The following is a 14,290-nucleotide window of genomic DNA, read 5'->3' as shown; positions in this document are numbered from 1 at the left end:
CATGATAGAACATTATTTTTATATAAATTTGAGCTATAACGAGTGCATGGATTATTACCATGGCCGGTATAGCTCAATTCAAGTAACAGCTGATAGCGGCAAAACAATTCGTTTTGCTGCGCATTATCTTCGGCCCTTCATGTCTAGTTTAGGTATTCGTGGTCGGTTTAGACTTATTTTAAGTAATGAAAACAAGTTCATCCGTCTCGAACGAGTAGCCTAGCTGTTGTTTTTTGTGATATAGATATACACAAATATTGCCTTTTTGTTAATTTCGATTTGTTCTATTGTTAATTTACGTGTATAAATTATCTGGTATGACGTCTTACCAATACGTAAACGTTAAACAAATAAAAAACTTATAACTGATTGAAGGCGACCATTTGTAATTTGTTTAATTCGCTTCTATCGTTACGATTACACTAAAAACAATAACTTGATCACACAAAAAATACCCGCGACAGGGGGGAACCAAAATGATAAGAAGATCGCTTTTTGTTAAAAATAAAATAGTACTCGGCTTAACAGCTGCGGCTATCGGTTTATCAGCAGCACAGACACAGGCTGCAACATTTGAGGTAGGCGGTTTTGATATCGCTTTCGACTCTACTTTTTCTTATGGGCAAAGTATTCGCGTAGAAGACCGTGACTTTAACCTCATTGGTAAAAGTAATAACCCATCATTTGATTGGACAGGTTATAACCCAGCAATCAATACAATTTATTCATCTCAAGATGTCTGGGCTCAACCGGGCTCTTACTCAAATAATGGTGATGCAGGCGATTTAAACTTTGATAGCGGCGAAACTTTTTCAAAGCTATTAAAAGGCACGCATGACCTATCAATAAGTAAAGATAACTACGGCTTATTTACTCGTTTTATGTATTTTTATGATTTTGAATTAATGGACGGCGATCGTGCCTACGTTAATCCAACATCTGGTCAGGGTGTAGATCCGTGTGATGATGATGATACTAAAGAGCAAAGCTGTGCTGACATTCGTTTACTTGATGCGTATGTGTGGGCAAACTTTGATTTAAATGAAGGCAAAAACCCGCTTTCTATTCGAGTTGGTCAACAAGTGGTTAACTGGGGGGAAAGTACATTAATCTCTCATGGTATTAACGTAAATCCGGTTGATATTGACCGATTAAAAGCACCAGGTGCTGAACTAAAAGAAGCGTTTATTCCGGTTGGTATGTTGTGGGCCTCATTAGGGCTTACAGAAAACATGACCTTAGAGGGCTTTTATCAGTATCAATGGCATGAAACACGTTTACCTGCAGCAGGGACTTATTTTTCTACCAATGATTTTGCGGCTGAAAACGGTTATCAACAAAATGTACAGCTTGGTTTCACCTCAAACCCTGATATTGACTTAGCGTTTTTAACAGATAACTTGAATAACCTGATGGCAACTTATGGCCAAGTGGCTTCGAGCCAAGGTATTGATCCATCAAGTGCAGCTGGACAACAATTACTGGCCAATATGTACTTAGCGTACCCGACTAAGGTTGCCCTTAAAGGTAAAGGCTATGATGGAAAAACAGAGCCTGATGATGGCGGTCAATATGGTCTGCGCTTAGGTATGTTTTTGCCAGAGTGGAACGATACAGAAGTGGCACTTTACCATGTAAATTATCACAGCCGCCGTCCACTTATTTCGGGCCGCGTATCTAATTTCACGCAAGCATCATTGCAACAAGATTTAGCCATGATTGCCACCACTGAAATTACCTCTGATAACGTCTCTGACTTAAAAGCATTTGCTAAAGCGACAAACGAATACCCTGAAGATATTAAACTATATGGTTTGAGTTTTAATACCTCGCTGGGTGAAACCGCGTTTGCAGGTGAATTCACTTTCCGTGAAGACGAACCACTGCAAATCGATGACGTAGAATTACTTTATGCAGCTATGCCTGAGCAATTAGCGATTGCCGGCTTACGCCCTGAATTTGCGGGTATTTCGCAAATGAGTAAAGGTGATGCTGCAAGTGTTGTAGGTCCAGGCGAGCTGGCTAAAGGTTACATTGAACGTAATACTTCACAGCTACAGTTTACGGCAACGCATTTATTCGGCCCTTCATTAGGTGCTGATAGCTGGGCAGTTGTCGGTGAAATTGGTGGTGTTCGCATCAACAATATGCCTGAATACGATGAAATGCGTTTAAATGTTTCTGGTACTGGTCGAAGCGGTATTATGCAAGGCCCAGGTAGTTCAGACTATTCTGCATTGCATATGGCTTTATCAAATGGTCCTGAGCAAAAATCGTTTGCTACGGCGTCGTCTTGGGGTTATCGCTTAATTGCCAAAGGTGATTACTTTAATATTTACAATGGTATTAACTTCTCACCCCGTTTTGTGTTCTCGCATGATGTTAATGGTAATACGCCTGATCCAATGTTCTTGTTCATTGAAGATCGTAAGTCACTAGGTGCTACTATGAGCTTTAATTACCAAAATGCATGGTCTTTAGATGTAAGTTACAACTCATTTTGGGGTGGTGGCGACACCAACACTTTCTCTGACCGAGATTACGTTTCTTTTAACTTAAAATATTCTATCTAGGGGTAACATTATTATGATTAAAAAACCTACCCTCATTGCTACAGCGTTTTGTAGTTTGTTTGCAAGTCACACAGCACTGGCTAAAATTAGTCCAGAAGAAGCTGCGCGTCTAGGTAAAGACCTAAGCCCAATTGGGGCAGAAAAAGCAGCTAATGCAGATGGTTCAATCCCAGCTTGGAACGGCGGTATTACTGCTGCACCAGCAGGTTATGAGCCGGGTATGCACCACTTAGACCCTTACGCAACTGATGAAGTATTGTTTACTATAGATAAAAGCAATATTGATAAGTACAAAGAAAATTTAAGCCCAGGGCAAATAGCATTATTTGAAGCGTACCCAGATACGTTTAAAATGCCTATTTACAAAACACGTCGTTCAGCGTCATACCCACAGTTTGTATACGATGCGACAAAGAAATTTGCTACTACAGCTGAATTAGTTGAAGGTGGTAACGGGATTAAGAACACAGCAATTGGTATTCCATTTCCAATTCCTAAAATAGGTTTAGAAGCAATTTGGAACCATTTACTTCGCTATCGTGGTCAATCAATTGAGCGCTTTGGTGGTCAAGCAGCGCCAACAGCATCGGGGTCGTACAACTATGTTGGCTTTGATGAGCAACTATTAGTTAAATATTCTGATCCAAGTGCAACGCCGGCTGAACTACAAGACTCTAATATTTTGTTTAAGTTTAAACAGCAAGTGACAGAGCCAGCACGTTTGGCAGGTACGGCATTGTTAGTACATGAAACCATGGATCAAATATTAACACCACGTCAAGCGTGGACGTATAATTCAGGTCAGCGTCGTGTTCGTCGTGCACCTAATGTAGCGTATGATGCTCCGGGTACAGCAGCAGATAGCTTACGTACTACCGATGATTTTGACATGTTTAACGGCTCACCAAATCGTTATAACTGGACGCTAAAAGGCAAGCAAGAGCTTTACATCCCATACAATAGCTACAAGCTTCATAGTGATAAGCTAACCTATGATGATATTTTAAAGCCGGGCCACATCAACCCAGAGCATACACGTTATGAAAAACACCGTGTGTGGGTTGTTGAAGCAAACTTAAAAGATGACACGCGCCATATTTATAAAAAACGTGTGTTCTACATTGATGAAGACAGCTGGCAAGTACATGTTACCGATATCTACGATAATCGCGACCAACTGTATCGTGTAGCAATGGCTTATGGCCTTAACTACTACGAAGTACCGACTCAGTGGAGTACGCTTGAGGTTTACCACGACCTTAACTCACGTCGCTACTTAGCCATTGGTTTAGATAACCAAGAAAAGATGTATGATTTTTCTCAGTCATTTAATGATAATGAGTTCACATCGAGCGCTTTACGTCGCGCTGGCAGATAGTATAAAAGCAGGCACCTAGTTTCCTAGGTGCCTTTTTTCTTTCACATCGCGTTTGTCTATTAACGCACAGGTTTTCCTCTTTATAACAGACAAACAAATCCTCAGTTCAAGGCGAATTTAATTTATGAAGTATTTGGTTTATGCCAGCCTGATCCTAAGCGGTGCGAGTTTTGCACAAGACGCACCTTTAAGTGCGATTAGCGCGATTAATGCAGATAAAACACTCCTTACCGATATCACACAAACCTCAGCAGGGCTCATTGCTGTGGGTAAACACGGTACGGTAATTAAAAGTGTTGATGGTAACAATTGGCAACAAGCACAATCAGTGCCTACACAAGTATTACTAACGGCGGTTGAATTTACTAATGATTCTCACGGCTGGGCATGTGGACATGACGCCACAATTATAAATACCACCGACGGTGGTGAAAACTGGCAGTTACAACAAGCAAAGCCCTTACTTGATAAACCCTGTTTAGATATTTATTTTAAAGACGATTTACATGGTTATGCCGTGGGCGCCTACGGTATGTTTTATCAAACCAGTGATGGCGGCGAACATTGGCAAAAACGGTTTTTAGATTCACTGTTATCTAGTGAAGATAGAGCGTACTTAAACGATTTAAAAGAAACCGATCCCGAAGGGTATGAAATAGAAACTTCGTCTATTTTGCCACATTTTAACCGCATAGAACCGACTAGCACGGGTTTAATGCTAGTGGGAGAGATGGGCTTAATGGCAAAAAGTGATGACGATGGCCAAACTTGGCAACGGATAGATGAAATTTACCCTGGCTCGTTTTTTGGTTTTGCTTCTGATTCATCGCAACAAATCGTCGCGGGGCTACGCGGTAATATTTTCGTAAATAAAACCGACAGTGGACAATGGCAGCATTTAGAAAATGACAAAACCGCCACTATTAATAGCATTATCAACTACAACAATAAACAATGGCTATTACTGGCTAATAGCGGTGTTATTTTTCATCTAAAAGATGATGAGCTGTCATACGAGCAATTGGCCGATGGTAAAGCAATACTTGATGGTGTAATTGTTAAAGATAGACTTATTATGGCGACAGAAAATGGCATTAAAGTGAAGGAGTTGACCCCTTAATGCAAGCAATTTTAGATTTCTTAGAAAAAGCGATTTTTAGGCACCGCACAGTAGTACTCATAAGTTTTGTGCTAATTACCTGTTTGTTGGTTTTTAAAGCAACACAGATTCAGCTTGATGCGTCATTTAATAAAAATATCCCGCTCAATCATGAATACATGAAGGTATACACTAAACATGAGAAACAGTTCGGTGGTGCAAATAGTATTTTAATTTCTGTATGTGACGACAGCGGAGATATTTTCAATCCTGAATTTTTTACTCAATTAAAAGCAGTGCACGATCAGCTTTATTTTATTCCTGGGGTAAATCGTCCTTTAGTAAATTCTATCTTTTCACCCAGTGCTCGTTTTGTTGAAGTCGTTGAAGACGGCTTTGCTGGTGGCCCTATCATTCCAGCTAACTTTAAAGCAGACAAGCAAGGGTTAGGCGTTGTAAAAGAAAACATTGAAAAGGCAAAAGTAGTTGGTCGTATGATAGCAAGCGATTATTCGTGTGCCATGGTCACCGCCCAACTGTTAGAGACTGATCCGCAAACACAAGAAAAATTAGACACCCTCGCGTTTGCAAAAAAATTAGAAACCGAGATTCGTGAACCTTTAAGTACTGATAATATCAGTATTCATATTATCGGTTTTGCAAAAATGGCTGGCGATATCGCTGAAGGTGCAAAAGGGGTTGTTTTATTTTTTGCCATCGCGATTGCGTTTACATTCGTCATGGTATGGCTGTTTTGTGGCAGCTTGAAACTCACTATTTTACCAATTGTGTGTTCTATTATTGCCGTTATTTGGCAGTTAGGCTTATTGTCTAGTTTAGGCTTTGGCCTTGATCCTATGTCAATTTTAGTTCCCTTTTTAGTCTTTGCAATTGGTGTAAGCCACGGTGTGCAGATGATCAACGCCATTGGTAAAAAAGTCACTGAGGGCAAAACGACCGCAGTGTGTTGTCAATCTAGCTTTAGAGCTTTGCTGGTGCCAGGTGGGATTGCGTTGTTATCAGATACGGTTGGCTTTTTAACACTTTTAACTATAGATATCGGCATCATTCGTGAACTGGCTATTACAGCAAGTTTAGGGGTGGCTGTTATTATATTTACTAATCTTATTTTATTGCCTGTATGGGCATCGTATATGCGTTTTGAAAACAGCATCCATATTCAATCGGGTGATGCCAACAAACCGAATATACTCGATGCAATGCGCGATTTATTAGTTAAAGCAACTGACCCTAAAACAGCAAAAATGATCATAGGTTTTACCTTGGTTTTATTTGCATTGGGTTATTGGCAAGCAGATAAAATGCGTATAGGTGATTTACACGCAGGTGCGCCATCGTTGCACCAAGATGCACGTTACAACCAAGATACCTTTTTAATATCGGACAAATACACCATTTCGTCTGACATTTTAAAAGTGATTGTGGAAGCATACCCTGCGGCCTGTACAGAGCACGATGTAATGGAACGTATATCGCGTTTTCAATATAAAGTTGAAAACTTAGCGGGCGTGCAGTCAGCAGTGAGCCTGAGTTCAGTGGCACAATCGGTCAATGCCGGTTACAACGAGGGCAATTTAAAGTGGCAAAGTTTGCCGCGCAATTCTGCCAGTTTAGTGCAATCAACGTCACGTGTAGAAACCAGTACAGGGTTATTAAACGGTGATTGTTCGGTAATGCCGGTGATTATATTTTTAGACGATCACAAAGCACAAACAATTGATAACGTGATTGCAAAAGTAAAACAATTTGCCGATGAAGAGGGCACAGATAAACTTGCCTTTAAATTAGCGTCAGGGCCAGTTGGTGTTATGGCTGCAACGAATGAGTCTGTTTCAGCAGCGCAAATACCTATGATGTTGTATGTATACGGTGCGGTTATTATTTTATGCTTACTTAGTTTTAAGAGTGTAAAAGCAACAATTGCGGTGGTATTACCCTTGTACATAGTATCAACCCTTGCACAAGCACTGATGGTACAGCTTGAGATTGGTCTGACTGTTTCAACGTTACCAGTGATTGCTCTGGGTGTAGGTATTGGTGTTGATTATGGTATTTATATTTTGTCATCGATGATGGGGCAGTTAAAACAAAACGTACCATTGAGTATTGCTTATCGTAATGCATTAGTTGAACGTGGTAGTGCGGTGTTATTTACCGGTATTACATTAGCGATTGGTGTAAGTACGTGGATTTTTTCTGATTTGAAGTTCCAAGTTGATATGGGAATTCTGCTTACCTTCATGTTTTTAGTAAATATGTTGGGCGCAGTGTTACTTTTACCTGCAATTGGCAGCTTGCTCTGGACTGACCAGAAAAAATAAGGTGAATAAATTTGCTCCAAAATGGCCAGTAATGGCCATTTATATCTATATTTTGTGAATAGATGACCAAATAGCTGAAATGCTTAAAATGTTTTCATCGAAAAGGCTGTTTATTAGTTTCAAAAGGGTTAGAATTTAACTGACTCCACGCTAATAAATGGCTGTACAAATACTCTGCTAAACTAGCAGTGATAGATTAAGGAACATACAATGACACGAAATGAAGGCCAAGCCTCGGTTATTTTAGATAACGTCTGTAAGCTTATCCAGAAAAAAGTTCGCGCTGATAATGTGTTACTCGTTGAGAAATTCGCCAAAGCCTTGTACAGCAATATGTCTAAAGAGGATTTGGCAAATCGCAACGACAGTGACTTATATGGTGCTGCACTTAGCCTTTGGAATTCGCTAGAAAAAAATACATCAGATGACGCAGTTATTCGCGTTTTCAACCCTGAAGTGGCAAAAGATGGCTGGCAGTCATCGCATACCATTGTAGAGATCATTGCTAAAGATATGCCATTTTTAGTTGACTCTGTGCGTATGGCCATGACACGAGAAAACATTGCCTCTCACTTACTTCTACATAGCCCACTGAAAATTCAACGTGATAAAAACGATAAAATATCAGGGTTATCAAGCTTAAAAGCAGAGCAAGAATCAACATCAACAAAAACAGTATTCTTCATAGAAATTGACCGTCAAACAGATGCTACTGTTATTGAGTCTTTCAAAAAAGAACTTGAATCTGTACTCGTTGATGTATCGGTTGCGGTTGAAGATTGGCAGCCTATTCGCGAAAAACTAATCGCAGTTAGTAAAAGCTTACCTAAAAGCCACAAAGATAAAAATGATAACGAAATAAATGAAACCGTTGAGTTCTTAGATTGGCTAGTAAAAGACAACTTTACATTAATGGGTTACCGCCAATATGAGCTTTCGCCAGTCCAAGGTGATTATCAATTAAAAGGTAAAATGGATACCAGCTTAGGGTTAATGAAAAACTCAGATGCTGAGCATACACGTTTGCTTTCTGAGTTACCTGAAGTGGCTCGTCAAGAAGCACGTAGTAGTAACTTATTAATTTTAACAAAAACCAATTCATTATCTCGAGTTCATCGCCCAGCCTATATTGATTATGTGGGTGTTAAGCGTTTTGATGACAAAGGTAATGTGATTGGTGAAGACCGTTTTATAGGTTTATTCTCATCTAACTTTTATAACAACAGCGCTGCTGATGTCCCGGTTCTTAAAAGCAAGATTAATCGCATTATGGATATGTGTGATTTTGCTAAGGGTACACATGCATACAAAGCGGTATTAAACATCTTAGAAACCTACCCACGTGACGAATTAGTGCAAGCTCGCGAACATGAGCTACTTGAAGTTGCTATGGGCGTGTTACAAATTCAAGAACGCGATATGTGTCGTTTATTTGTTCGCAAAGATGCATACGGTCGCTTCCTATCTTGTATGGTGTATGTACCACGTGAACGTTATAACACGGCGCTGCGCCGCGAAACGCAGGCTATTTTAGCGAATGCATTTAATTCTGACGTTAAAGTCGAATTTACTACCTATTTCTCAGAGTCAACACTGGCGCGTACTCATTACACCGTTCGTGTGACCGATAACAATATTGAATATAACGTGAAAGACATAGAAAATAATCTAATTGAAGCCGCTCGTACCTGGGAAGATAAACTCCAATCAGCCTTACTCGAATCTGCTGGTGAAGCACGTGGTAACGAATTAAACCGTAAATACTGCAACGCTTTTGCACGTTCATACAAAGAAGAAGTATTACCAAGTGCCGCTGTTGTTGATATTGAAAAGCTAGAAATGCTAAACGATGACAACAAACTTGAGATGTTGTTTTATCGTCCACAAGAAGAGGCGAGCAGCAATATTGTTCGTTTAAGCTTATTCCACAAAGATGAGCCAATTCACTTATCAGATGTGATGCCAATGCTGGAAAACTTTGGTTTACGTGTTGTAGGTGAAACACCTTACTCAGTTAAAACCAGTGATGGTGGCATTAATTGGATCATGGACTTCTCAATGCTGATTGATAGCAAAGGGATGGCCGATTTTGATAAAATTTCCGCACGTTTTCGTGCCGCACTAACCAGTGTGTGGGCAAATCGTTTAGAAAACGATGGTTTTAACCGTTTAGTGTTAATGGGTGGGTTAACCGGTCGCGAAGCATCAATTTTACGTGCGTACGCTAAATACATGCGCCAAATTGGGGTTACTTTCTCGCAAACGTACATCGAAAGCACCTTTGCTAATTACCCACACATCGCGGCTAAAATCGTTAATTTATTTGCTAAAAAATTCTCAGTTAAAAGTCCTGCAAGTGCTAAAACACTTGAAAAACTAGGCTTAGAAATTTATGCAGAGTTAGAAAACGTAGCGAATCTTGATGATGACCGTATTATCCGTTTATACGTTGATATGATTGTTGCAACGCTGCGTACAAACTACTTCCAAAAAGATGCTGAAGGTAAGTTTAAGTCATACATTTCACTTAAAATTCAACCAAGTTTAATTCCAGAAGTACCACTGCCTGTTCCTGCGTTTGAGATTTTCGTTTACTCGCCGCGTGTTGAAGGTGTGCATTTACGCTTTGGTAAAGTTGCGCGTGGCGGCCTTCGTTGGTCAGACCGTCGTGAAGACTTCCGTACTGAAGTTTTGGGCTTGGTAAAAGCGCAGCAGGTTAAAAATACCGTAATTGTACCGGTTGGTTCAAAAGGTGGCTTTGTATGTAAACAACTACCTAGTGAGCGCGAAGCGTTTATCAAAGAAGGCCAAGAATGTTACAAAATCTTCATTCGTGGCTTATTAGATATCACAGATAATATTGAGCGCGGCGAAGTTGTACCTGCTGTTGATGTTACTCGTCATGATGAAGACGATGCGTACCTAGTGGTTGCAGCGGACAAGGGAACTGCGACTTTCTCTGATATCGCGAACGGTATCGCAATCGAATATAACTTCTGGCTGGGTGATGCGTTTGCATCAGGTGGTTCAGTAGGTTACGACCATAAGAAAATGGGTATTACTGCGCGTGGTGCATGGGAGTCTGTTAAGCGTCATTTCCGTGAAATGGATATTAACTGTCAAACCACAGACTTTACTGCCGTTGCCATTGGTGACATGGCCGGTGATGTATTTGGTAATGGTATGTTGTTATCAAAGCACATTCGTTTGCAAGTGGCGTTTAACCACTTACATATTTTTGTGGATCCAAACCCCGATGCAGCTGCTTCTTACCCAGAGCGCGAGCGTTTATTTAATTTGCCACGTTCATCATGGGAAGATTACAACAAAGAGTTAATTTCAAGCGGCGGTGGTGTGTTCTCTCGTGCAGCCAAGTCGATTACGCTAAGCCCAGAAATGAAAAAAATGTTGGGCACTAAAAAAGCCAGCATGACGCCTAATGAATTGATCAAAGCCTCACTTATGATGGAGTTCGATTTATTGTGGAATGGCGGTATTGGTACATACATTAAGCACTCTAAAGAAACAGATGCGGATGTAGGGGACCGTGCAAACGATGCACTGCGCATTAATGGTAAAGACCTTGGTGCTAAAGTCTTTGGCGAAGGCGGTAACTTAGGGGCAACCCAGTTAGGTCGTATTGAATTTGCTGCTAAAGGTGGCCGTGTAAATACTGATTTTATCGATAACGTAGGCGGTGTTGCGTGTTCAGATAACGAAGTAAACATTAAAATCTTACTTAATGGTTTAGTTGCCGAAGGTGATTTAACACGTAAGCAACGTGATGAGTTACTTTACTCAATGACCGACGAAGTATCTGAATTAGTGCTTAAAGACTGTTATCGTCAAACACACACTTTATCGATTACCCAATCGAAAGGGACCTCAACGCTTAAAGAAAAAATTCGTTTTATTCATGCGCTTGAAAAAGAGGGCAAGTTAGACCGTGCGATTGAGTTTATTCCGACGGATGAGGAGTTAGCAGAGCGTGCTGCCGCAGGCAGAGATTTAACACGTCCTGAGCTTTCAGTGTTGGTCTCTTATGCGAAAATGGTTCTTAAAGAGTCATTAGTAACCGACGAAATTACCGAAAACCCTTACTATCGTCAGTTATTGGTTAAATCATTCCCACGTCCATTACGTGAGAAGTTTAACGATGCTATGAATAATCACCCACTACGCAAAGAGATCATTGCCACTAAGTTAGCAAATAATATTGTTAACGATATGGGCTTAAACTTTATGGTGCGTATGAATGAAGAAACAGGTGCAAACGAAGCTGAGATTGCATTATGTTATTCAATCGCAAGTGAAATATTCCAAATGCGTGACACTTGGTTATCAATTAGTGACTTAGATAACAAGATACCGTCTAACGTACAAACAGAAATGTTGTACCAGTTACGTCGTACTGTTCGTCGTGCAACTCGTTGGTTCTTACGTCACCGTACGAAAGCACAAACAATTGAGCAATCAATTGAAGCATTTGCACCAACATTTGCCGATTTAAGTGAAAACTTAAATAAATACATTGTTAAAGCAGAAAGCGATCGTATAGAAAGTGCACGTGAAGAGCTAACGCAAAGCGGTGTTCCGGTTGAGATTGCTCAGCGTATTGTATCGTTATCAAGCTTGTTCTCTGTAATGGACTTGACACAAATTGCGCAAAACTCTAATCGTAAAATCGATATGGTATCGCACACTTACTTCAAACTTGGTGCGCAAATGGGGCTACATTGGTTCTTAGACCAAATTACTAATCAACCTGTTTCAAACCATTGGCAAGCACTTGCGCGTGCTTCATATCGTGAAGAGTTAGATTGGCAACAACGTACATTATCTGAAGTAGTGTTAAACAGCTTTGAAGGTGATAGTAGTGATGTTGATGGCCAAATTGAACAGTGGATGGATAGCCAAGATCTGTTGTTACAGCGCTGGAAACAAATGCTCACTGAATTTAAAACATCGCAAAGTCATGACTTTGCAAAATTCTCAGTTGCACTTAGAGAGCTTATGTTACTAGGCCACAACTGTGATACCTCTGCAAAGTAATAAACTGCAACTGATTAAAATTAATCGTTAAACAGTTTTTTGTTATATAATACCTCAGCCTTGTCTGAGGTATTTTTTTGTCTACAACTTTAAGAGGATTATATTCATGTTTTACGATTTAGCTCGCCGTTTTATGTTTACCCGTGATGCGGAGTGGGCCCATGATTTTGCTCTTAATAACTTACGTCGCTTTGCTAATACACCGTTAAGTGCCGCGTGGTCACAAAGCGTGGCAAATAAGCCTGTTAACTTTTTAGGCCTCGAATTTAAAAATCCCGTAGGGCTTGCCGCTGGTCTTGATAAAAATGCCGAGTGTATTGATGCATTCGCCCAAATGGGGTTTGGTTTTGTCGAAGTAGGCACAGTAACACCGCGTCCACAAGCAGGTAACGATAAGCCTCGTATGTTTAGATTGCCACAGTCGAATGCAATTATTAATCGCATGGGCTTTAATAATAAAGGCGTTGATAATCTAGTAAATAACGTAAAAGCAGCAAAGTATGATGGCATTTTAGGTATTAATATTGGTAAAAATAAAGATACGCCGAATGAACAAGGCAAAGATGATTACATTCACTGTATGCGAAAAGTGTTTGAGTATGCATCTTACATAACCGTCAATATTTCATCACCTAACACACCAGGATTGCGTGACTTACAATATGGCGCAGCATTAGATGACCTATTGCAAAGTTTAAAAAATGAACAGTTAGATTTAATTGCCAAGCATAATAAAAATGTACCTGTGCTGGTTAAAATTGCGCCAGACTTAGATCCTATTCAAATTGAACAAGTGAGCGAATCATTATTAACGAATAAAATTGATGGTGTGATTGCCACAAATACCACCCTTGAGCGTAGCCTAGTGCAAGGTCAGCAGTATGCTGATGAAGCAGGGGGGTTATCGGGTGCTCCGGTAAGAGAGCGTTCAACTCATATTGTTTCTGAACTAAAACGTTTAACTAATAATCAATTACCTATCATTGGTGTAGGCGGTATTGATGACGTTCAATCGGCTAAAGAGAAGATGAACGCAGGGGCTGATTTGATTCAAGTTTACACTGGATTTATTTATAAAGGACCACAATTGGTCAAGTCGATCATTAACGACTTATAAGGATCAGTTATGTAAGCTTTTGATCGTTCGATAAATGTTCTAAAAAGACGTTTTAAAAATGGTCAAAAGCAGCTATACTCTAAGCTTATTGTCTTATTTTATTTTTTTAAGTACTAAGTAGGGAGGAGCAAATGTTACAAGCGTCAAAGCAATGGCAGTGGATAGCGTGTGCTGAAAAAAACCGCTTACTGCTTGATTTAAATGACGATATGCAACTATGCACCCCTTATAAACTAAGGCAATTAACAGATTGCACCTTTAAAAACCCTTACTTTAGTTTAGAAGACGCCGCTTTTTATGAGCAGGTATATTATTACCTCGAGCAGTTTAACTTATGGAATCCTGCGCAATTATGTCAAATAGCGCTCAATGCCACCGCGGTTAAGTTTCAATTAAAGCCCGTTTTAGCTAAAAGTTGGTTTTTTAAAACTTACACGGGTACAACACCTAGTACTGAAGCCGTTATCAACTTGAGCTCTGAATCTCAAACTGGCGAGTTTTTAATTGTGGAGCATTGCCCTGATGCTTCTGTGTGTATTAATTTAAGCGAAACCTTTGCGCTTGACGATAATTTATCACTCTCACAGTTTGAAGTGATCCGCGTATTAAACAACCGTGTTCACCCGCTTATTATCTCACAGTACGATAGTCAAACCGCTTAATCTAATTTAGTTTTCCCACCGTGTTTATGGCGTATTTGTACGCAAACCTATGTTATAATCCCGCGCA

At 40.0% G+C, this 14,290-nt stretch carries 8 protein-coding genes; all 8 read left to right on the top strand.

Annotated elements, in window-relative coordinates; genetic code table 11:
• Position 1: 1 nt before the first annotated feature.
• Positions 2 to 223: a DUF2835 family protein gene (locus PISS_RS08195; RefSeq protein ID WP_016900377.1), complete on the top strand. Its 222-nt coding sequence runs from the start codon at positions 2 to 4 to the stop codon at positions 221 to 223.
• A gap of 253 nt (positions 224 to 476) precedes the next feature.
• Positions 477 to 2,573, top strand: a complete 2,097-nt coding sequence (locus tag PISS_RS08190) for a DUF1302 domain-containing protein (RefSeq protein ID WP_096038460.1) — start codon at positions 477 to 479, stop codon at positions 2,571 to 2,573.
• Between the two features lie 13 nt (positions 2,574 to 2,586).
• Positions 2,587 to 3,951 (top strand): DUF1329 domain-containing protein, encoded by a 1,365-nt coding sequence (locus PISS_RS08185; protein ID WP_058154691.1) that lies wholly within the window; start codon positions 2,587 to 2,589, stop codon positions 3,949 to 3,951.
• A 124-nt stretch (positions 3,952 to 4,075) separates the two neighbouring features.
• On the top strand, positions 4,076 to 5,071 hold the full coding sequence (locus PISS_RS08180) for a WD40/YVTN/BNR-like repeat-containing protein (protein WP_058154690.1): 996 nt from the start codon (positions 4,076 to 4,078) through the stop codon (positions 5,069 to 5,071).
• Entirely contained in the window at positions 5,071 to 7,392 is a 2,322-nt protein-coding gene (locus tag PISS_RS08175; RefSeq protein ID WP_058154688.1) for an efflux RND transporter permease subunit, read from the top strand. The genes PISS_RS08180 and PISS_RS08175 overlap by 1 nt, the downstream gene beginning before the upstream one ends.
• A gap of 210 nt (positions 7,393 to 7,602) precedes the next feature.
• The gene (locus tag PISS_RS08170) at positions 7,603 to 12,444 is read left to right on the top strand and encodes an NAD-glutamate dehydrogenase (protein ID WP_036954632.1); all 4,842 of its coding nucleotides are present in this window, start codon (positions 7,603 to 7,605) and stop codon (positions 12,442 to 12,444) included.
• A 106-nt stretch (positions 12,445 to 12,550) separates the two neighbouring features.
• Positions 12,551 to 13,561: a quinone-dependent dihydroorotate dehydrogenase gene (gene pyrD / locus PISS_RS08165; protein ID WP_036954635.1), complete on the top strand. Its 1,011-nt coding sequence runs from the start codon at positions 12,551 to 12,553 to the stop codon at positions 13,559 to 13,561.
• A 131-nt stretch (positions 13,562 to 13,692) separates the two neighbouring features.
• Positions 13,693 to 14,223 carry a cell division protein ZapC gene (locus PISS_RS08160; protein ID WP_036954637.1) on the top strand — a complete coding sequence of 177 codons (531 nt, stop codon included), beginning with the start codon at positions 13,693 to 13,695 and terminating at the stop codon, positions 14,221 to 14,223.
• The last annotated feature ends 67 nt before the right edge of the window (positions 14,224 to 14,290 follow it).

Origin of the sequence: Pseudoalteromonas issachenkonii (genome assembly GCF_002310795.1) — a bacterium.
Lineage (GTDB): Bacteria > Pseudomonadota > Gammaproteobacteria > Enterobacterales > Alteromonadaceae > Pseudoalteromonas > Pseudoalteromonas tetraodonis.
Note: the sequence above shows the minus strand (reverse complement) of the source record. Positions and strands in the feature narration are given on the sequence as shown.